This is a genomic window from Pseudomonas frederiksbergensis, from assembly GCF_035751725.1.
In the GTDB taxonomy this organism is placed as follows: Bacteria; Pseudomonadota; Gammaproteobacteria; order Pseudomonadales; family Pseudomonadaceae; genus Aquipseudomonas; species Aquipseudomonas frederiksbergensis_A.
Genome location: NZ_CP142104.1, coordinates 3,506,970 through 3,528,414, shown reverse-complemented (window position 1 = coordinate 3,528,414; position 21,445 = coordinate 3,506,970). Strand labels below are relative to the sequence as shown.

Annotated in this window: 18 protein-coding genes; all 18 read left to right on the top strand. The window is 62.2% G+C overall.

The window, feature by feature from the left end:
- Nucleotides 1-153 precede the first annotated feature (153 nt).
- The 18 genes from VQ575_RS15550 (at nucleotide 154) to VQ575_RS15465 (ending at nucleotide 21,320) form a co-directional block, all read left to right on the top strand.
- Entirely contained in the window at nucleotides 154-1,278 is a 1,125-nt protein-coding gene (locus tag VQ575_RS15550) for an FAD-dependent oxidoreductase (RefSeq protein WP_325917887.1), read from the top strand.
- Between the two features lie 127 nt (nucleotides 1,279-1,405).
- The gene (locus tag VQ575_RS15545; protein WP_039589551.1) at nucleotides 1,406-3,085 is read left to right on the top strand and encodes a DUF1302 domain-containing protein; all 1,680 of its coding nucleotides are present in this window, start codon (nucleotides 1,406-1,408) and stop codon (nucleotides 3,083-3,085) included.
- A gap of 12 nt (nucleotides 3,086-3,097) precedes the next feature.
- A complete protein-coding gene (locus VQ575_RS15540; RefSeq protein ID WP_039589553.1) occupies nucleotides 3,098-4,462 on the top strand; it encodes a DUF1329 domain-containing protein in 1,365 nt (454 codons plus the stop codon).
- Between the two features lie 71 nt (nucleotides 4,463-4,533).
- Nucleotides 4,534-5,637, top strand: coding sequence for a WD40/YVTN/BNR-like repeat-containing protein (locus VQ575_RS15535; protein ID WP_039589558.1), 1,104 nt, complete (start codon nucleotides 4,534-4,536; stop codon nucleotides 5,635-5,637).
- Between the two features lie 4 nt (nucleotides 5,638-5,641).
- Nucleotides 5,642-8,176: an efflux RND transporter permease subunit gene (locus tag VQ575_RS15530; RefSeq protein WP_039589559.1), complete on the top strand. Its 2,535-nt coding sequence runs from the start codon at nucleotides 5,642-5,644 to the stop codon at nucleotides 8,174-8,176.
- A 126-nt stretch (nucleotides 8,177-8,302) separates the two neighbouring features.
- Nucleotides 8,303-9,505, top strand: coding sequence for an MFS transporter (locus VQ575_RS15525; RefSeq protein ID WP_198724787.1), 1,203 nt, complete (start codon nucleotides 8,303-8,305; stop codon nucleotides 9,503-9,505).
- Between the two features lie 39 nt (nucleotides 9,506-9,544).
- Nucleotides 9,545-10,618, top strand: coding sequence for an aromatic ring-hydroxylating dioxygenase subunit alpha (locus VQ575_RS15520; RefSeq protein WP_039589562.1), 1,074 nt, complete (start codon nucleotides 9,545-9,547; stop codon nucleotides 10,616-10,618).
- The gene (locus tag VQ575_RS15515; RefSeq protein WP_039589564.1) at nucleotides 10,615-11,658 is read left to right on the top strand and encodes an aromatic ring-hydroxylating dioxygenase subunit alpha; all 1,044 of its coding nucleotides are present in this window, start codon (nucleotides 10,615-10,617) and stop codon (nucleotides 11,656-11,658) included. The genes VQ575_RS15520 and VQ575_RS15515 overlap by 4 nt, the downstream gene beginning before the upstream one ends.
- Nucleotides 11,658-12,611, top strand: a complete 954-nt coding sequence (locus tag VQ575_RS15510; RefSeq protein WP_039589566.1) for a PDR/VanB family oxidoreductase — start codon at nucleotides 11,658-11,660, stop codon at nucleotides 12,609-12,611. Before VQ575_RS15515 ends, VQ575_RS15510 begins: the two co-directional genes overlap by 1 nt.
- Before the next feature lie 63 nt (nucleotides 12,612-12,674).
- Complete coding sequence (locus VQ575_RS15505; protein ID WP_045156295.1) at nucleotides 12,675-13,247, top strand: cupin domain-containing protein; 573 nt, start codon at nucleotides 12,675-12,677, stop codon at nucleotides 13,245-13,247.
- Nucleotides 13,244-14,236, top strand: coding sequence for a fumarylacetoacetate hydrolase family protein (locus VQ575_RS15500; protein WP_045156211.1), 993 nt, complete (start codon nucleotides 13,244-13,246; stop codon nucleotides 14,234-14,236). Before VQ575_RS15505 ends, VQ575_RS15500 begins: the two co-directional genes overlap by 4 nt.
- A complete protein-coding gene (locus VQ575_RS15495) occupies nucleotides 14,227-15,234 on the top strand; it encodes an NAD-dependent epimerase/dehydratase family protein (RefSeq protein WP_198724799.1) in 1,008 nt (335 codons plus the stop codon). Before VQ575_RS15500 ends, VQ575_RS15495 begins: the two co-directional genes overlap by 10 nt.
- Nucleotides 15,221-16,006 (top strand): cyclase family protein, encoded by a 786-nt coding sequence (locus VQ575_RS15490; protein ID WP_039589572.1) that lies wholly within the window; start codon nucleotides 15,221-15,223, stop codon nucleotides 16,004-16,006. The genes VQ575_RS15495 and VQ575_RS15490 overlap by 14 nt, the downstream gene beginning before the upstream one ends.
- Nucleotides 16,003-16,734: a FadR/GntR family transcriptional regulator gene (locus tag VQ575_RS15485; RefSeq protein WP_045156213.1), complete on the top strand. Its 732-nt coding sequence runs from the start codon at nucleotides 16,003-16,005 to the stop codon at nucleotides 16,732-16,734. Before VQ575_RS15490 ends, VQ575_RS15485 begins: the two co-directional genes overlap by 4 nt.
- The gene (locus VQ575_RS15480; RefSeq protein WP_325917886.1) at nucleotides 16,731-17,681 is read left to right on the top strand and encodes a LysR family transcriptional regulator; all 951 of its coding nucleotides are present in this window, start codon (nucleotides 16,731-16,733) and stop codon (nucleotides 17,679-17,681) included. Before VQ575_RS15485 ends, VQ575_RS15480 begins: the two co-directional genes overlap by 4 nt.
- Before the next feature lie 99 nt (nucleotides 17,682-17,780).
- Entirely contained in the window at nucleotides 17,781-18,791 is a 1,011-nt protein-coding gene (locus tag VQ575_RS15475) for an ornithine cyclodeaminase family protein (RefSeq protein ID WP_325917884.1), read from the top strand.
- Between the two features lie 26 nt (nucleotides 18,792-18,817).
- Nucleotides 18,818-19,834, top strand: a complete 1,017-nt coding sequence (locus VQ575_RS15470) for a dihydrodipicolinate synthase family protein (RefSeq protein WP_045156215.1) — start codon at nucleotides 18,818-18,820, stop codon at nucleotides 19,832-19,834.
- Between the two features lie 16 nt (nucleotides 19,835-19,850).
- A complete protein-coding gene (locus VQ575_RS15465; RefSeq protein ID WP_325917882.1) occupies nucleotides 19,851-21,320 on the top strand; it encodes an NAD-dependent succinate-semialdehyde dehydrogenase in 1,470 nt (489 codons plus the stop codon).
- Nucleotides 21,321-21,445 lie beyond the last annotated feature (125 nt).

The window sequence follows — 21,445 nt, the reverse complement described above, 5'->3', positions numbered from 1 at the left end:
TCGTATCCCTACATGCGATTAGTCAAACGCCTGCTTTGCCGAGAAAGTGAACACAAAGCGGTACCGAATGCGTGCAAACACAACCGGTGGTAAAGGCTGGGATCGCTCCGGCGGAACACTGGCGTGAATAACAAGAATAAGAGTGAGACGAGCATGAACGCAGTGAAAAAGGTGCTTATCGTCGGCGGTGGTATCGGTGGTCTATGCGCTGCAATCGCTTTGCGTCGCCAGGACATCGAAGTCGATCTTGTCGAGCTCAAGACGCAGTGGACCGTCTACGGTGTTGGCATCATCCAGCAGAGTAACGTTGTCCGTGAGATGGCCAAGTTGGGTGTGTTGGATGGCTACCTGGATGCTGCCTACGCGTTTGAGGATGTGACCATCAATACCACCGCCGGTGAACAGCTGGCGCGGATCCCTGGTCAGCGCCTGGCCGGCCCCGACTACCCAGCCAATGTCGGCATCTCGCGCCTGGCCCTGCATCAAGTTCTCAGCGAAACCACTATTGCCCTGGGGGCCTCGATTCGTCTGGGCCTGAGCGTCGAAACGCTGGAGCAGATGGGCGAGGGCGTTGATGTGTTGTTCACCGATGGCAGTCGCGGCCATTTCGATCTGGTCGTGGGCGCCGATGGCCTGTACTCCCACTTGCGAGGCTTGCTGTTCGGTGAGCAGTACCTGCCGCGCTTCACCGGCCAAGCGGTGTGGCGCTATAACTTTCCACGCGCCGCCGGGATCGATCATCTGGCTACCTTCCAGGGGCCCGCCGGCAATGCCGGACTGGTGCCGCTGGGTCAGGACCAGATGTACCTGTTCATGACCTCCCACGAACCCGCCAATCCAAGAGTGGAGCCTGCCACGCTGGCGTCCCGAATGCGCCAGCGCCTGAGTGGTTTCACCGGGCTGATCGGCGAGCTGCGCGAGCAAATTACTGACAGCGAACGGGTGGTCTACAAGCCGCTGGAGGTGGTGTTCGTCAGCGAGCCCTGGTACCGCGGCCGTGTCGTGCTGATTGGCGATGCAGTGCACGCCACGACGCCGCACTTGGGCCAGGGCGCCGGTATGGCCATCGAAGATGCCGTCGTGCTTGGCGAGGAGTTGGCCGGCGGCGGCAGCGTCGAACAGCAGCTCGAGCGCTTTATGGCGCGCCGTTATGAACGCTGCAAATTCATCAGCGAAAGCTCGGTGCTGGCCGGTGACAAGGAAATGGCCCACGACAGCAGCTTCGACCGGATCAGCCTGGTCAGACGGATGCTTGAGGTCACGGCAGAGCCTATCTGAGACGCCGGCAAAACCAAATTCGCTCCCCAAGGATGTTTCATGCCTGTGCAGGCTTGGCCCGGTTGGACTGCGGGCGCGGTTTCACCAGAAGAGCTGACATACAACAACAATAAAGAGGGTTACTTCGATGGCTACTCGCAAGTTCGCTGCGTCGCGGCGCGTCCCCTTCACCCTGACCCTTGCGGCCAGCCTGGGGCTTGGCGCTTCGGCAGCCCAGGCGTTTCAGATCGACACCGGCAATCCCGATCTCAGCTTGCGCTGGGACAACACGCTGAAGTACAGCGCGGCCTGGCGCCTGAAGGAGCCCAGCAGCAAGCTCAGCGAAGGGCAGACGGCGTTGAACCAGAATGACGGCGATCACAACTTCGGCAAGGGGCTGATCTCCAATCGCCTGGATATTCTTTCCGAGCTGGACATCGGTTTTCACAACTTTGGTGCGCGTCTGAGCGGTGCCGCCTGGTACGACACCGTCTACCAGGACCGCAACGATAACAACGACGCGGCCAGTGCCAACCAACGTTCGGTGGGGTTCAACGAGTTCACCAGTGATACCCGTCAACTGCACGGTGGTGACGGTGAACTGTTGGATGCCTTCGTCTACTGGAACGGTGAGCTGGCCGACCGTACCTTGTCGGTTCGCGCCGGGCGCCACGGCCTGATCTGGGGCGAGAGCCTGTTCTTCGGCGGCAACGGCATTGCCGGTGCCATGGCGCCAGTGGACGTGGTCAAGGCGCAATCGGTACCCAACACCCAATTCAAGGAAATCACCCGGCCGGTCAATCAACTCTCGACCGCCTACCAACTGACCGATGACCTGTCATTGGGCGCTTTCTACCAGTTGGAGTGGGAAGAGACACGCTTGCCTGGCGCCGGCAGCTACTTCTCCACCAGCGATACGATCGGCGATGGCAATGAAAGGCTGATCACCGGCGGGCCATTCCCGGATTTCCTGGGCGGGAATGCCAATAGCCCGGCGGCGTTTTTCCATGGCAAGGACAAGAAAGCCAGGAGTTCCGGCCAAGGCGGCCTGCAGCTCAAGTACAACACCGGGACGACGGATTACGGCCTGTATGCGCTGCAGTACCACGAGAAAACCCCAACGCTGTATTTGAAACCGAATGCCACCGGGCCGAACTTCAGTACCGGGCAAGTCGGCGAATATTCCTGGGTTTACCCGGAAGACATCCGTGTCCTGGGCGCCAGCTTCGCGACCTCCGTGGACGAGTACAGCTTTGCCGGCGAAGCATCGATGCGCTGGAACATGCCGCTGGTGTCCAACGCCCAGACCGTCCTGCCGGGCGTCGACGCGGACAACAATGACGACGCCCTGTACGCCGTTGGCCGTACGGCTCACATCAACCTCAACGTCCTGGCATCGCTGGGCCCTTCCTTCGTCGCCAATGAAGCCAGCCTGGTAGGTGAGATCGCCTGGAACCGCCTGCTGGCCGTGACCAGGAACCGCGCAGCCCTGGACCCTAACGCCACCGATGACGGCCTGGGCCTGAAACTGGTGTACACGCCGACCTATCGCCAGTTTTTCCCAGGCGTCGATATCAGCGTGCCGCTGGGCATCAGCTATTTCCCCATGGGCAAGTCGGCCGTGATCAGCGGGTTCGGCCCCGATAGAGGAGGGGACATGAACATCGGCGTATCCGCCACCTACCTGGACCAAGTGACCGTGGGGCTGACCTATACCCACTTCTACGGCCCCGAGGACACCAGCCTCAACGCCGCCAACCAGTTCAATTACAAGCAGTCGTTGAAGGACCGGGACTACCTGGCTTTCTCCGTCAAGACCACGTTCTAAGAGGATTTGCGCATGACCATTCAGTTCACTCTAAAGGCCTTGTGCTTAACCCTGCTGGCCGCCGCCGCGCCGATGGCCTTGGCCGCCAGCGCCGAACAAGCGGCCGCGCTGGGCAAGACCCTGACGCCCTTCGGTGCCGAGAAAGCCGGCAATGCCGATGGCAGCATTCCGGCCTGGGACGGTGGCTACACCAAGGTTGATCCAGGCTACGTCCCGGGCGGCAAACGCAGCGATCCGTTTGCCGCAGACAAACCCTTGTACAGCATCACTGCCCAGAACCTGGCCAAGTACGCCGACAAGCTCAGCGACGGCACCAAGGAGCTGTTCAAGCGTTTCCCGGACACCTATCGCATCGATGTCTATCCGACCCGGCGCACGGCGGCCGCGCCGCAGTGGGTCTATGACAACACGTTCAAGAATGCGACCCGCGCCAAACTGGTCGACAGCAGCGCCGGCCTGATCCCCGATGGTGCCTACGGCGGGATCCCGTTTCCGATTCCACAGAACGGCACCGAAGCGATCTGGAACCATTTGCTGAACTGGCGCGGCACCTCGGTGGCGGGGCATTTCCGCCACTATCTGATGACTGCCGACGGCAACCAGGTGATGACCAGCGACGGCCTGTTGACCCAGGAAATGCCCTACTACTTCCAGGAGGGCGGCCCTGAAAATTACTCGGGCGACTACTGGCTGGTGCACTTCGTCAATCTTGGCCCGGCGATTCGTGCCGGCGAGCAGATCCTTGGGCGTGAAAACATCAACGGCGACAAATCCCAGGCTCATGTCTACCTGAGCGGCCAGCGCCGGGTGCGCACGCTCCCCAACGCTTGCTGTGATACGCCGACGCCTTCCACCGCCGGGGTCATGTCCTTCGATGAGCTGAGCGTGTGGGGCGGGCGCACGGACCGCTTCGACTGGAAGCTGGTTGGCAAGCAGGAGATCTATGTCCCCTACAACACCAACAAGGTGCAGAACGCTGCCCAGCCGCAGGACCTGTTGGGCAAGCATCATCTGAACCCCGATTACGTGCGCTGGGAGTTGCACCGCGTCTGGGTGGTCGAGTCGACGGTGGCCGCCGGCAAGCGCCATCAGTTGCCCAAGGGCCGCTACTACCTCGACGAGGACACTTGGCAAGCCCTGCTCGCCGATCGCTGGGACGCCAGCGGTCAACTGGCCAAGACCCTCTGGTCGCTGCCTTCCGTGCTGCCCGACCTGCCAGGCCTGGTGCAACTGTCCTCCGGTTTCTACGACCTGACCTCCGGTGCGTGGTTTATCCAGAATCTCTATGCGGGGTTGCCGGACCAGTATCGCGCGGTTGATCGCTACAAGGTCTCGGAGTTCTCGCCGGCGGCAATGGCTGGGCGCGGCGTGCGTTAGACCTGAGCCGAGAGTGAAGGGCAGGCCTGTCGGGCTGCCCTTGGGATACGAGTGTTTGTCCGAGGTAGGTTATGAACAGAATCAGTCAGGCGAGCGCGTTGCTCCTGGCCCTGCATTTGCCCTTCGCCACGAGTGAGTGCCTGGCCGGCACGGCTGTCGTGGACGTGCCGCTGAATACCCCTGCCATGCAGGTACCGGCTGCGCAGAACGGCGTTTTGATCGGCCTGGCGCGTGCAGGTACACGTCTCGTTGCGGTGGGCGAGCGCGGCCTGGTGCTACTCTCCGACGACAACGGGCAAAGCTGGCGCCAGGCTTCGGTGCCAGTGTCGGTGAGCCTGACGGCGGTGCAGTTTGTCGATGCGCGACAGGGCTGGGCGGTCGGCCACACAGGCGTTGTGCTGACGACGCGTGATGGCGGCGAGCACTGGACGCTGCAGCTCGACGGCGTGCGCGTGGCACGGCTCGAACTGGATGCCGCCAAGGCTGAGCAGGCCACGGCAGCCAACCCGGACGACGCCCTGGCACGGGTACAAAATGCCGAGCGTCTTGTTGCCGATGGGGCGGACAAACCGTTCCTGGCGCTCCAGTTCATCGATGCGCATCGTGGGGTGATTGTTGGGGCCTACGGCTTGGCGCTGCAGACCACCGATGGCGGTGCGACCTGGCAGTCATTGATGGGGAGCATCGCCAACCCGAGCGGCTTGCACTTGTACGCCATCAGTGTTCAGGGACCGCGTTGGTTCCTGGCGGGTGAGCAGGGCTACCTGGCGCGCTCGGACGACGACGCGATGTCGTTCAGCCAGTTGGACAGCCCTTACGAAGGCAGTTTCTTCACGCTGCAGAGTCGTGCCGACGGCGCGCTGGTGGTCGCCGGCCTGAAGGGCAATGCCTTTATCTCCCAGGACGCTGGTGCAAGTTTCCAGCGCCTGTCAGTTCCCGTACCCATCTCCTTCAACGACTCCATCCGCCTGGCCGACGGCCAACTGCTGCTGGTCAACCAGGGCGGCATGCTGTTTCGCAACAGCGAGCAGACCGGAGCAGCGCTGCTGCCACTGGGCAAACCCTTGGGCAAACCTGTTTCAAGTGTGATCGAGGCCGCCGATGGCAGTCTGATCGTTGCCGGTTTCACCGGGCTGCAGCGTCTCGCGCAGCCAGCCACTGCCGCTTCGGAGTGAGGTTATGACGTCCCCTGGTAAGTTTTTCCAGTCCCCAGCGAATGCGCTCGATGACTTTGATCCGCGTTCCGGCTCGGTGCTCGAACGAGCATTGTTCAACCATCGTCTGTGGGTGTTGCTGCTGTGCCTTGCGACCACGCTGGTGCTGGGTTGGCAGTCCAGCCGTGTCGAGCTCAATGCCAGTTTCGAAAAAATGATTCCCACCCATCACCCCTATATCGCCAACTACCTTGAGCACCAGAAGGAGTTGAGCGGGCTGGGCAATGCGGTGCGCATCGCCGTGGTCAACAAGCGGGGCGAGATCTATGACGCTGACTACCTCAAGACCTTGCAGGCATTGAGCGACAAGATCTACCTGCTGCCCGGTGTCGATCGCGCCTACATGAAGTCGTTATGGACGCCCGCCACACGCTGGGTCGCGGTGACAGAAGCGGGTCTGGAGGGTGGGCCGGTCATTCCGGACAACTACGATGGCGGCGCAGCAAGCCTTTCGGCATTGCGGCGCAACGTGCAGTTGTCCAACGAAATCGGCCAACTGGTGGCGTTCGACCAGGCATCGAGCATCATCCAAGTACCGCTGCTGCAGCGGACTCCCGATGGTCAACCATTGGACTACACCCGGCTGTCGCAACAGTTGGAGTCGTTGCGCAGCCAATACCAGAGCGACAGCATCGACATCCGCATCACCGGTTTCGCCAAGAAAGTCGGCGATCTCATCGCCGGCCTGCGGCAGATCCTGATCTTCTTCGCCGTGGCGATCCTGATCACCACGGTGGTGCTTTATTGGTACACCCGCTGCATTCGCAGCACCCTGTTGGTGGTGTTCTGCTCGTTGGTGGCGGTGGTCTGGCAGCTCGGCTTGCTGCCGCTGCTGGATTATCAACTGGATCCCTACTCAGTGCTGGTGCCGTTCCTGGTGTTTGCCATTGGCATGAGCCATGGCGCACAGAAGATGAACGGCATCATGCAGGATATCGGGCGCGGCATGCACCGGGTCGTCGCCGCGCGCTTTACCTTCCGCCGTCTGTTCCTTGCCGGTCTTACCGCGCTGCTGTGTGATGCGGTGGGTTTCGCGGTGCTGATGATCATCAAGATCCAGGTGATCCAGGACCTGGCGATGATCGCCAGCATCGGCGTCGCGGTGCTGATCTTCACCAACTTGATCCTGCTGCCGATACTGCTTTCCTATGTCGGGGTCAGCGGCCGCGCGGCGCAACTGAGCCTGAAAAGCGAGCACGCTGAACAAGCGGGCCAGCATCGCCACGGGTTTTGGCGTTTCCTCGACCTGTTCACCCAGCGCCGCTGGGCAGCGTTGTGCATCGCCCTGAGCCTGGCGTTGGCGACGCTCGGCTTCATCGTCAGCCTGCAGTTGAAAGTCGGTGATCTGGATGCGGGCGCGCCGGAGCTACGGGCCGACTCACGCTACAACCAGGATGATGCATTCCTGACCCGGCATTACGGCGCCAGCAGCGATCTGTTCGCGGTGATGATCAAGACCCCCGCCGGCGCCTGTTCGCGCTATGACATCTTGAACAAAGTCGATGCCCTCGACTGGCAGTTGCGCACCTTGCCAGGGGTGGATTCGACCAACTCCCTGGCGTTGCTCAACCGCCGCATGCTGGTGGGCCTGAGCGAAGGCAGCCCGAAGTGGTACGAACTGCAGAACAACCAGGCGATGCTCAATATGGTCACCGCCGGGGCGCCACGCGGGTTGTACAACGAAGACTGCAGCCTGCTGACCTTGTACGCCTACCTTTCCGACCACAAGGCGCAAACCCTCAGCGGCCTGGTGGATCACGTCGAACAATTTGCCGCCGCTAACAATACCGACGACGTCCAGTTCCTCCTGGCTGCCGGTAATGCCGGGATCGAGGCCGCGACCAATATTGTAGTCAAGCAGGCCAATCGGGAAATGCTGTTCTGGGTCTACGGTGCGGTGATCCTGCTCTGTCTGATCACCTTCCGCTCCTGGCGCGCCACGGTGTGTGCGGTGATTCCGCTGATGCTCACCTCGATCCTCTGTGAAGCGCTGATGGTCTGGCTGAACATCGGCGTCAAGGTCGCGACCCTGCCGGTGATCGCCCTCGGCGTGGGCATCGGCGTCGACTATGCGCTGTACGTGATGAGCATCCTGCTCGGCCATATGCGCCAGGGCACCAGCCTGTCGGAGGCGTATTACCGGGCGCTGCTGTCCACCGGCAAGGTGGTGATGCTGACCGGTGTGACCCTGGCGATCGGCGTGGCCACCTGGATGTTTTCGCCGATCAAGTTCCAGGCCGACATGGGCGTGCTGCTGGCGTTCATGTTCGTCTGGAACATGGTCGGTGCGCTGGTCCTGTTGCCGGCCCTGGCGCACTTCCTGTTGCCGAGCGAGCGGATCAGCCGGGAACAGACGTCGGCGGAACCCAGCCTGACGACAAGCGTGCCGCTCACGCCTGCCTTGGTCGAGGAGGGCGATTGCGTGCAGCGGGCCCTTGGTTCGCAGACCCCGGACCACGACCAACGCGCAACGCCCGCCGCCCAACCCATTGCGTCATGACAATAAGAAAGGACGTTCCCATGCCTCGCATGTATCAATTCCAGCAGCATCTCTGGCTAGCGCTTCGAACCGGTCTGATCGCTTACGGGGTGGCGTTCTGCGCGACCCAACCACCGGAGGTGCGTGATGAACGTTGAACGCCAGGCGCGGTTGCCGCAGTCCTTGTTGCTGTTGCTCGGCAGTTGCTTGCCGGTCCTGGGGGCTGTGCTGCTGGCCCCCGTCCTGCCGCAAATGCAGGAACACTTCGCTGACACCCAGGGCGTCGCGGTGCTGGTTCCCATCGCCCTGACGCTACCGGCGCTAATGATTGCCCTGTTTGCACCCTTCGCCGGAATCATCGCCGACCGACTCGGGCGCAAGCCGTTGCTGATCGGTGCGATGTGCCTCTACACCATCTGTGGCGTGCTGCCGCTCTGGCTGGATTCGTTGCAGGCGATCGTAGTCAGTCGCGCCGGCATCGGCCTGGCCGAGGCAGCGATCATGACCTGCTGCACCACGATGATGGGCGACTACTACAGCGGCGCGCGGCGCGAACGCATGTTCGCCCTGCAAATGGTGGCGACCTCCTTGTCGGCGGCGATTTTCATTGCCGTCGGGGGAGTGCTCGGCGAACACGGCTGGCGTACACCGTTTGCGTTGTATGGGTTGGGGCTGGTGTTGCTGCCGCTGATGGCCTGGTTGCTGTGGGAGCCGCGTGGGCATGCGGTCATCGAGAAGAAGGCGATAAGCAGGGCATTTCCCTGGCGCACCTTGGCGCCGTTGTATGTCCTGGCATTCCTGGCGGGCTTGAGCCTGTTCATCGTGCCGGTACAAGTCGGTTATTTGCTCAACCTGCTGCATGTCGAAGGGTCGCAGCGGATCGGCTTGACCATGGGCGCCAATCAGCTCGGTGTATTGATTGGCGCGTTGAGTTTCCGTCTGTTCAGTGGCGTGCCGGCACACCGGCAGATGCTCCTGGCTTTCGTCGCCGCTGGTATGGGCGGCGGGTTGTTGGCGGTGGCCGACAGCCATGGCTGGGTGGTGATCGCCGTACTGATCAACGGCCTGGGTATTGGCCTGATGATGCCGACCCTGCTCACCTGGATCATGGCCCAAGTCGATTTCCAGCAGCGCGGCCGCGCCGCCGGCGGCTTCACGGCGATGTTCTTCGCCGGTGAGTTCGCCAGCCCGCTGGTGGTGCTGGCGATCACCGGTGGGTTGAGCAGCGCCTTGCCCGCCGCGTTGGGAATCGTTGCGGGTGTTCAGTTTGTGGTGGCTGTGGCCTGTATGCGGTTGCGCGGCAGCGGGTCGGCTTTTCCCGCTGCGGCAGCCGCAGAGCTTGATCGCTGATCTCACGTCTCAAGAAAACAAGAACAAGAGGAGAGCAACATGAGTTATTTGCTCAACACCTGGTACATCGCCGGGTGGGCGGACGAGCTGGCGCCAGGGTCGATGCTTGGCAGGACCATCGTCGAACAACCCATGGTCTTCTTTCGCGACAGCCAGGGGCGGATCCAAGCGCTGGCTGATCGTTGCCCGCACCGTTTTGCCCCGCTGCACATGGGAAAGATTGTCGGTGACAGCGTTCAGTGCCCGTACCACGGCTTGCGTTTCGATGGCAGCGGCCAATGTACGCACAATCCCCATGGCGAAGGAAACATCCCCAAGGCCGCCTGTGTTAGCGGCTTCGCGGTGGTTGAGCGCCACGGGGCTATCTGGGTCTGGCCAGGCGATCGTCACCTGGCCAGCGGCACCTTGATTCCTGATTTCTCTTTCCTCGACCAGGCGCCAACCCACGCCAAGGGGCATGGGTATCTGCCGACGCGCGCGCACTACGAACTGCTGTCCGACAACATCATGGACCTGAGCCACGTTGATTTCCTGCACCCGGACACGCTCGGTGGCGGAGCCTTGTCACGCACGCGCGCCGACATCGAGGAATTGCCCAACGATCGCGTGCGCATCAGTTGGTGGGCGCCGGACGATGTGCCGCCGCCGGCGTTCGGCGCTCACCTTGAAGACCCGACCCGGGCAGACGTCTGGGCTGAAGTCATCTGGCACGCACCCGGTCTGATGTTGCTGGGCAGTGGCGCCACGCCTCCAGGGCGCCCCAGGGAAGAGGGACCCGTGACCTGGAACCTGCATCTGATGACGCCGCAGGACGCGGCCAACACCCATTATTTCTTCGCCAACACGCGCAGTTTCGAGCAGGACAATGCGCAGTTGAATGCCTTCGTCCAGGACATGTTGATCGGTATTTTTGCCGGTGAGGACAAACCCATGGTCGAGGCTCAACAGCGCCAGCTTGGCGAGGTTGAACTGCTTGGCCTTAACCCGGTGCTGTTGCCAGTCGATGCAGGGGCCGTGCGCTGTCGACGTGTCCTGCGTCGGCTGATTGAAACCGAGCGTGCGACGACGCACGCCAGCCCGTCATCAAGCTTTGAAAAAGAGGAATCGCGATGAGCTTTTTACGCAACACCTGGTACGCAGCCGCCTGGGGCACCGAGGTCAAGGCCGGGGAGCTGTTCCAACGAACCCTGCTCAATGAACCCGTGGTGTTTTTCCGCGATACCCAAGGTAGTGCCCAAGCCATTTCCGATCGCTGCCCTCACCGTTTCGCGCCCCTGGGCATGGGAATCCTCAAAGGCGATGCGGTGCGTTGTCCGTACCACGGCCTGGAATTCGATGGCAGTGGCGCCTGTGTGCATAACCCCCACGGCGATGGTGCAATTCCCAAGGCGGCAAAGGTCAAGGCCTACCCGCTGGTCGAACGCTACAGCCTGCTGTGGATCTGGATGGGTGATCCACACTTGGCCGATGCGACGCTGATTCCGGATTTCAATTGCATGGATGAAGACCATTGGTATGTCGGCAAACGCTACCTGCACGCGAAAGCCAACTACGTGCTGGAAACCGACAACATCATGGACCTGAGTCATATCGAGTTCTTGCATCCGTCTACGTTGGGTGGCGATGGCGTCAAGGGTGCATTGACCAGCGTGCAAGAGGAGGGCAACACCGTTTGGTCCAATCGCCAGACGGTTGCGGAAATCATGCCGGAGTTCCTCTACACCGCCTGGAACATTCCTCAGGGCACACCAGTGGACCGTTGGATCGATGTGCGTTGGGATGCGCCTGCGAACATGTTGCTGTTTTCCGGCGCAGTGGCGACCGGTCTCCCCAGGGATAAGGGCGTTTCCACACCGATTCCGCACCTCTTCACCCCGGAGACCGAGACCACGACTCACTATTGGTTCTCAGTCTGTTTTCCCAAGGCAATGGGCGAATTCGCCGAGCGATTCGCTGACGAACAAGCGGCCGCGATCAACCGGCCCTTTACCGATGAAGACTTGCCAATGCTCGAGGCCCAGCAGCGCATGATGGGCGATGCTTCGTTCTGGGACTTGAAACCGGTCCTGCTGATCGGTGATGCAGGCGCCATCCGCGCGCGGCGTGTACTCGATCGGATGATTGCTGCCGAGCAGCCTGCGGGTGCCAAGTGATGATTGAAGTCGTCGTCACCCGCAAGCGTCGCGAAGCCGAAGGCATCTACAGTTTCGAACTGGCCCCGGTCGACGATTCCATGCTGCCTGCCTTCAGCGCCGGCTCGCATATCGACGTGTATCTGCCCAATGGCCTGGTGCGCCAGTACTCGCTGTGCAATCACCCCGAAGAACGCCACCGCTACCTGTTGGGCGTGTTACTCGACCCGGCGTCTCGCGGCGGTTCGCAGGCCATGCACGAGCAGGTGCATGAAGGTAGTCGCCTGCGCATCAGCGAGCCATGCAACCTGTTCCCTCTGGAACATGGGGCAGGGTACAGCGTGCTGTTCGCGGGCGGCATCGGCATCACGCCGATCCTCTGCATGGCCGAACGCCTTGCGCGGATCGGCGCGCCTTTCGAGCTGCACTATTGCGGTCGCTCGGCCGGGCGCATGGCCTTTATCGAGTACATCCGCCATTCGGCGTTTGCCAATTGCGTGCACGTTCATGTGGACGACGGCGAGGATGCCCAGCGCCTCGACAGTGCTCGGGTTCTGTCCGTGCAGGCCAGTGATCGTCACCTGTACGTCTGTGGCCCCAACGGCTTCATGGAGCATGTGCTCGGCACGGCGCGCGCGCAGGGCTGGGCCGAGGCGCAACTGCACCGCGAGTACTTTACCGCCGCCGCTGCGCCGGTCAGCGAGGCGGGCGGTTTCGAGGTGCAACTGGCTAGCACCGGACAGTGTTTCCAAGTGCCGGCCACGCTCAGCGTTGCCCAGGTGTTGCTGGAGGCCGGCATCGACATCCCGTTGTCTTGCGAACAGGGCATCTGTGGCACCTGCCTCACGCGCGTACTGGAGGGCGAGCCGGACCATCGTGACATGTTCCTGACCGATGCCGAGCGGGCCCGCAACGACCAGTTCACGCCTTGCTGCTCCCGTGCGAAGAGCGCGCGGCTGGTGCTGGATCTTTAAGGTTTTTACATGGATTCATCGTTACCCGCTGGCGCGTTTCGCCAACTGATTGAGGACTCGAACATGCAACAGCTTCCTGGTTTCAAACGCGTGGTCACCGGGCACGATGCCCAAGGCTTGGCGGTGGTCGCGCTCAGCGGACCAACGCCCAACAGCTTTCCGCTCAAGGCCGTGCCCGGCACGGTCTTCCATGAGATTTGGAACAGCGGCGCGAGCCCGGCCATGCTGGATAACGGCAACGACCCCACCAACAAGCCGCTTCAACTGAGCCCCGCACCATTGGGCAGTGTGATCCGGGTGGTGGATATTCCGCCCGACAGCGTGCAGAACCAGGTCAGCGCCGAGGATGCTGCGGCGGCATTCGCCGAAATTGGCCAGGCCCATGCCGGTACGGGACAGGCAGATTCCAAACACAAGCTGATGCACCGCACCGAAACGCTTGATTACGGCGTTGTCACGGAGGGCGAGGTGTGGCTGGTGCTCGATGGCGAGGAAGTGCATCTCAAGCGCGGTGACATCGTCGTGCAGCGCGGCACCAACCACGCCTGGAGCAATCGCACCGAGCAGATGGCGCGCATGCTGTTTGTGCTGCTCGATGGTCGCTTCGCCCCCGAGCTGCAAGGAGAACTGGCATGAAGCTCAGCACCCTGAAAGATCACAGCCGTGACGGTCGCCTACTGGTGGTGTCGCGCGACCTGGCCTGGGCGGTGGAGGCCAGTGACATCGCCGGGACACTGCAGGAGGCCATCGAGCATTGGCCGAGCGTTGAAGCCGCTTTGCGCGCTCGCTATGACGCCCTGAACGAAGGCTCGCTGGCCGGGGCCTTTGCCTTTGATCCGCAACAAGCCGCCGCACCCTTGCCACGTGCCTGGCAGTGGCTGGACGCCTCGTCTTTTCTCAGTCATGGCGAGCGGATGCAGAAGGCTTTTGGGCTGGATCCGATCGAAGGTGTTGAACACACGCCGCTGATGTATCAGGGCTGTGGCGATGACTTTCTGGGGGCTCACGACGATATCGTGCTGCCCAGTGAAACCCATGGCATCGACTTCGAAGGTGAATTCGCCGTGGTGGTCGATGAGGTTCCCATGGGTTGCTCGGCGCAAGAGGCCGCCGGCCATATCCGGCTCATCGTGCAAGTCAACGACGTCAGCTTGCGCGCACTTGCCCCCCGAGAGATGAAGACGGGCTTCGGGTTTATCCAGGCCAAATCCTCGTCAAGTTTTGCCCCGGTGGCAATCACCCCCGACGAGTTGGGTGAGGCCTGGCGCGACGGGCGTGTGCACTTGCCGTTGAAGGTTGAATGGAACGGCCAGTGGTTTGGTCATGCCCAGGGCGGTGCCATGCATTTCGGCTTTCATCAGTTGATCGCCCATGCAGCACTGACCCGGCGCCTCAGGGCCGGCTGCGTGATCGGTTCCGGCACGGTTTCCAATGCTGAGCCCACTGTGGGCGCTGCCTGCATCGCCGAACGTCGTGCCGTTGAGATGATCGAGCACGGTGCGCCACGGACGTCCTTCATGCGCTTTGGCGACCGCGTGCGCATGGAGGTCTTCGATCTGCAAGGGCAGTCGGTGTTCGGGGCGATAGACCAGTGCATCGTGCGCGGAGGCCTCTCATGCGCGTGATGATTACCGGGGCCAATGGTTTTGTTGGCCGGGCGCTGGTGAAACGATTGCTCGAAACCAATGAGTTACAAGGCCGGTCGATCAGCGCGTTGATCCTGTTGGATAAAGAGTTGGTGGGGTTTGCTGAGGATAAGCGCATGCGCCGGCATTGCGGCAGTGTGACCGACGCCGCTTTATTGCGCCGAGCGCTGGCAGATGGCATCGATGTGGTCTTTCACTTGGTCAGCATCCCGGGTGGCGCGGCCGAGCAGCATTATTCCCTGGGTTATCAGGTCAACCTGCTGGCAAGCCTGGAATTGCTCGACCAACTGCGCGAACAGCCTGGTCGGCCGGTGCTGGTGTACGCCAGCAGCGTGGCGGTATACGGCGGCGATCTGCCGGCCCGCATGGATGAACGTGCCGTGCCGCGCCCGCAGTTGAGCTACGGTACGCACAAGACGATGGTGGAAATGGCACTCAACGACCTTGCCCGACGGGGCGAGGTGGACGGCCGTGCCGTGCGCCTGCCCGGCATCGTCGCCCGTCCAAGTGAACCCAATGGGCTGCGTTCGGCGTTCATGAGCGATCTGCTGCATGCCTTTGCCGAAGGCGAGCCGTATTGCTGCCCGGTGTCGCCGCAGGCGCAGGCGTGGTGGATGTCCGTGCGGTGTTGCGTGGATAACCTGCTGCGGGCCGCCGAACTGCCCGCCGTTGAGCTTGGCGAGTCACGTGTCTGGCAATTACCGCTGTTGCACCTGTCCATTGCTCAGGTCATCGATGCCCTGGCCGCCGCCTACGGGCAGGAACGCCGCGGGCTGATCAGCTTCGCACCGGACGCTGGACTGCAAGCGTTGTTCGGCAGCTTCCCAGCAATGAAAACCCCTCAGGCCCGTGCCCTTGGCTTTCGCCATGACGGCTCGGCTGCCGCCTTGATACGAAACAGTTTGAAAGCTGCTGCCCCGGCGCGCCGTGTGCGTGGGCGGGTGGGGCTTGGAGTGAGCGAAAATGCAATCAACTAAACGCCGCCTCGTGGACCTGTCCGTCACCCTGGACAACAATCCCTACACCGATCCGCCGCCATTGCTGCCGAAAATCGACTACATGGACCATCAGCAAGGCTGGCCGGAAATGGCCGCGATGTTTCCTGGCCTGTCCAAGGCGCAACTGCCTGGCGATGAGTCCTGGGCGGCTGAGCGCCTGCAGATCACCACGCACAGCGGTACGCACATGGACGCCCCTTGGCACTACGCCTCGACCACGGACGGCGGCAAGCCGGCTTTCGGCATCGATGAGCTGCCGCTGGATTGGTGCTTGCAACCGGGCGTGAAGCTGGACTTTCGTCATTTACCGGATGGCCATGTGGTCAACGCCGCCCAAGTGCAAGCCGAGCTGGAACGTATTGGCCATGTTCTACGGCCGCTGGACATTGTCCTGGTCAACACCCGTGCCGGCGCGCTGTTCGGCCAGCCAGGGTACCTGGACGCCGGGGTCGGCATCGGCCGTGAGGCCACGTTGTACTTGTTGGAGCGCGGCGTGCGCGTGGTCGGCACCGATGCCTGGAGCTGGGATGCGCCGTTCAAGTACACACGCGAACGCTTCGCCGCCACGGGCGATGCCTCGATCATCTGGGAAGGGCACAAGGCCGGACGCGACATCGGCTACGGCCAGATGGAGAAACTGGCCAACCTGGAATGCTTGCCGGCCCATGGTTTCCAGGTGTCCTGCTTTCCCTACAAGATCAGGCACGCTTCGGCCGGCTTCGTCCGCGCCGTCGCGATTTTCGAGGAATGAGCGTGTCGGCGGCCGGCGGGAAAAAGCGTGGCAGCCTGTCCCAGGGGCTTGAGGCGCTACTGTCGGAGCACATTATCGAGGGACGGCTGCGTGGCGGTGAACAGTTGCCCACCGAGTCGGCCCTCATGCTGGCGCATGGGGTCAGCAGGACCGTGGTGCGCGAGGCCATGTCGCGTCTACAGGCCGCTGGTATGGTTGAGACACGCCACGGCATCGGCACGTTTGTGCGCGGTAGCACCCTGTCGCTGGGGGCCTTCATCGACCCGGCTACCCTCGGCATCATCACTGACTCGCTGGCGATCATGGAGTTTCGGATCGGTCTTGAGGTGGAAGCCGCCGGGCTCGCCGCCCAGCGATGTAGCCCGGATCAGTTGGCGGGGTTGCGGGTGCTGCTCGATCAGCTCGGCCTGCCTGCAGTCAGCGTCAATGATCGGGCCGCACTGGATTTCCAGTTCCATTTGGGCATTGCCCAGGCGACCGGCAATCACTACATCCCCGACACGCTGCTCAACCTGGGGGAGGTCATCATCCCCCGCAGCCGACTGGATTCCGCGCGTCTGTTTCACGATGAGCCGCAGCACTACGAACAGCGCATGCAAAGCGAGCACGAACAGATTTACCAGGCGATATTCAATCAGGACGCTGAGTGTGCGCGTGCCGCGATGCGCCTGCACCTTCAGGACAGTCGCGAGTACCTGGACCAGGCCCGCCTAGAGTTGATGACATGACGGATAACCAGAGCTACCCGGTGCCGGACACGGCCACGCAGCCGCCTGCCACGGCGCTCACCATCATCGATCCTCGCTGGACCTTGTTCGTCCGTGTCGTGGCGGCTGGCAGTCTCAGCAAAGCAGCCGTGCTGCTGGACATGCCGCAGTCCATGGTGAGTCGCAATATTGCCCTGCTCGAATCGCAATGTGGCGAGCGCCTGTTCCATCGCACCGGGCGCGGGGTGGTGCTGACCGAATTTGGCGAGCAGTTGCTGCCCTGTATATCGGATCTTCTGGCGAACGCTGAAAGCCTTGCCGATGACATTCGCAACCTGCGTGGAAAGCCGGTGGGGGAGGTAGTCGTGGGCATGTTGCCTTCCGCGGTGCGCCGGTTTGCGGGGACGCTCTTTTCTGCAGTGCGCGCGCAGATGCCCGGGGTGAGATTGCACCTGATCGAGGGCGCGAGCGCTCAACTCGAAGAGCAGTTGCACGATGGTCGTCTGGATATGGCGCTGGTGCTGCGCGAGAGCGAGGCAAGCATCGGCCAAGCCCATCTGTTGGCCAGGCTACCGCTGCATCTGGTAGGACCCGCCGCCGATCCTCTGTTCGAAAATCGAGACATTGCGCTGGAAAATCTATCGGGGCTGCCATTGGTCGTGCCTGGGCGGCCGCATCTGCTGAGGGCCAGGCTCGATCATTTGGCTGCCGAGCAAGGCGTGGAGCTGTGCGTGGCCGTGGAAGCCGACTCGGTCCAGCTCCAGTACGAAGTCGTCGCGGCAGGCGGAGGCTATGCGATTGCCTCTGTGCTGCCCGGCTCGCTGGATCAACGACTGATTTCATCGCGCATTATCGAGCCCGTGTTGGAGCGCTTTGTCGTGCTGGTCGAGTCGCCCCGTCGCCCTTTGACCCGTGCTTCCCGTGAAGTGCGACGGCTGATCTGCAATCTGTCCATGCCATCGATTTAAGCGATAGCTGCTTTGCATCCCCAGCAGTATTCGACGGGGGGCGCGCCTCGTAGGGTGTCAGTCAATCAACGACTGATCCCCGATTGCGAGGTTAGCGCTATGCATCACGCCCAAAAGTCCCAAGTCATTGCCCCGACGCTTTTTCTCAGCGACGCCGATGTGGCCTCGCTCGCCGACTGGAGCACCGCCGTTGCCGCGCTCGCCGAGGCGTACGCGCACCCTGCATCGGATGCCATGGTGCCGCCTCGCTCCATGGCCCGGGGCGACGGTATCTGGCTGCGCAGTTTGACCGCTGTACCTCCAACTGGCGGCCATATGGGCTGCAAGTTGATCGCGGCTTCCATGCGGGCGCGCTGCGCCAGCTACCTGATCGCATTGTTCAACCAGCAAACCATGGCGCTCAGTGCCCTGATCGACGGCAACCGGGTGACGGGTTTGCGCACCGCGGCAACCGCTGCGCTGGCAGTCGATTTACTGGCGCCCAAGCGTGCGCTGCGGGTGGGGGTGATTGGCTCGGGGTTTGAGGCCCGTGGTGCACTGGATTGCCTCAAGTCCGTGCGCGATGTGGCGCATGTCCGGGTATTCAGCCCAACGCCCGCCAGCCGCGAGCGTTTTGCCGAGAGCTTCAGGCCAGGGCTGGATATCCAAGCGGTGAACAGCGCGCAAGAAGCTGTGCAGGATTGCGACGTGGTGATTTGTGCCGCCCGCAGTCGTGACGAATCTCCGGTACTGCAAGGCGCCTGGCTTTGCCCGGGAGCCACGGTTGTGTCGTTGGGTTCCACCTTGCCTGAGCAACGGGAGGTTGACCCGGTCACGATGGAGCGAGCCGTCTGCATCGTCGCGGATATGCCGCAAGAGGTACTTCACGATACCGGCGACGCCATTGCTGCGATCAGCGCCGGTGTTTATGTCGCCGACAAACTGGTCGCGCTGTCGGATTTGGTCGCGGGTCGTGTCAATCCGCGCCAGAAAGAAAGCGACATCGTTCTCTACAAGTCTGTTGGCTCGGCGCTGCAGGACGTAGTCATCGCCCAAGCGCTGTACGAGCGCGCCCGGCAACAAGGCCTCGGCATCGAGTTGCCCGCCAGCATTGTCCCTGTCTCGAAATAACCCCTCACTCTTCAAAGGAAATCACCATGGCCACATACAAGAAAGCAGATGCCCGTGCCTGGGCGCGGGAAAACCTGGTGGGCTGCTCGGCGGTCACCATCCCAAGTTTCAGTGCTGATCTGAAGCGTCTCAATGAGCGTGGCATACGCCACGACATCGAGCATACGGTTGGACTGGGTTACAGCAGCACGTTGCTGTGCAGCGAACTGGCGATCTCTGCCCAGGAAAACGCTCAATTCACCGCCTGGGCGCGTGAGTCGGGGAAAGACCTGATCCTGTTCTTCCACGCGGCTTTTGGCACGCTTGCCGAGAATATCGAGGCGGTGAAGCTTGCCGAGAATGCCGGCGCAGATATCGTCCTGCTCTCCTATCCACCGCAGTTCTGGCCGACCAACGAGCAGGAAATCTACGACTACACCAAGTCGTTCTGCGATGCCACGGACCTGGCCGTCATGCTCTTCCCGATTCCGCTCTGGGGCTTCGAACGCGTGCATCCGGCGGGTATGTCGCTGGAGTTGGTCCGTCGGCTGTTGGCCGATTGCCCGAATATCGCGGCCATCAAGTCCGAGCAAGGATTTCCGTTGCCAGCGGGCATTTGTGAGATGTATCACCACTTCCGCGATCAGGTGGTGATCAGTTGCCCGATCGAAGGCGACGCAATCCCCTTGATGAGCCTGATGAAGTTGCAGTTTTCCGGCACCAGCAACACCGCCTGGATGAGCGACTACTACCCGAAAGCGTTCGAGCTGGCACGCACGGGGCGCTTTGAAGAGGCGATGGAACTGTACTGGAAGGTCAACCCGGCACGCAGCGCCAACGGCGCCGCCGCGCAGAGCTACGCCGGCGGCACCGGGGTGCTCAATCGCACGATGTGGAAATACCAGGACTGGCTCGCCGGCTTCAACGGCGGCCCACTGCGTGCCCCGGCGATGCGTGTGCCGGATCGCTTCATGAAGTCGCTGCGTCAAGGGTTGGTCGCGTCGGGGCTGCCAGTGACTTCGGACCCTGACAGCGCCTTCATGATCGGGCGTCATCCGTGCTGATCGGGAGGGTTGCACAGTGAAGCATTTACTCAAGGATCCTACGCTGTGGCGTGACGGTGCCTATATCGCTGGAGAATGGCTGACCGAGACGCCGCACGGTCGCTACACGTTGCGCAACCCGGTGGATCAGACGGTGCTGGCCGAGTTGCCGCGCTGTCGCGAAGCTGAAGTCCGGCACGCCATCGACGCGGCGCACGAGGCCTATGGCCCATGGCGGCGCCTGACGGCCAAACGCCGTGGCGAGGTGTTGCGTCGTTGGTACGAGCTGATGGTTGAGCATCGCGAGGACATTGCCACGCTGATTACCCTGGAGGAGGGCAAGCCACTGGAGGAGGCGCGGGGTGAAGTCGATTACGCGGCGTCTTTTGTGCGCTGGTTTGGCGAGGAAGCCACACGGGTGCGCGGTGATCTGATTCCGGGCGTAAAGGACACTCAGCGCATCGTGGTCCTGCGCGAACCCATCGGCGTCTGCGCGGCGATCACGCCCTGGAATTTCCCCGCTGCGATGATTACACGCAAGGCCGCTCCGGCCCTCGCGGCCGGTTGCACCATGGTCGTGAAGCCGGCCAGCCAGACGCCCCTGACCGCCCTGGCGCTCGCCGAACTCGCTCAGCGGGCGGGTGTGCCGGCCGGTGTGTTCAGTGTGATCACGGGTAATGACACGCGCGACATTGCCGGTGAACTCACGGCCAACCCGTTGGTGCGCAAGCTCACATTCACGGGCTCCACCGAAGTGGGTCGGCTGCTGCTGGCGCAAGCGGCGCAGACGGTCAAGAAATGCTCCATGGAACTGGGAGGCAACGCTCCGTTCATTGTCTTTGACGATGCTGATCTGGACGCGGCGGCTGACGGGGTGATGTTGGCCAAGTTTCGCAATGGTGGGCAGTCCTGTATCGGCGCGAACCGGGTGTTGGTGCAGTCAGGGGTTTATGACGCATTGGCGGAGCGCATCGTCGAGCGCATGGCACGCTTGAAGGTCGGCAATGGCCTGGAGCCGGGTGTCCAGGTCGGGCCGTTGATTGATGACGCAGCGGTACGAAAATCCCAGGCGCTGGTGGATGATGCTTTGGCGCAAGGGGCCCGGCTGCTGTCCGGCGGCAAACCCCATGCGCTGGGCGGGTGTTTCTTCGAGCCCACCTTGTTGGCTGATGTGACCCATGGAATGAGGGTCGCTCGCGAAGAGATCTTCGGCCCGGTCATGCCGCTGGTGCGTTTCGACACGGATGACCAAGCCATTGCCATGGCCAACGACAGCGAGTTTGGCCTGGCCGCGTATCTGTTCAGCCGTGACGCGGCGCGTATCTGGCGCAACGCCGCGCGCATCGAGTCGGGCATGGTGGGCATCAACTGTGGCTTGATTTCAAATGAGGTCGCACCTTTCGGTGGCGTGAAGCAGAGCGGTCTTGGGCGAGAGGGATCTCACCTGGGAATCGACGAGTTCCTAGAGGTTAAATACCTCTGCTGGGATGGCTTGGAAAACGTGTGAACAACCGTCGTTAAAGGCCGGTGGACGGCGGTTCGTGTGAGCCGTCGTTCATCGGCTTTTGTATTTGTTCTGCCGCAAAGGCAGGCACTCCGAGCAATGCCCTCGGCTTACCTGCGAGACCCATC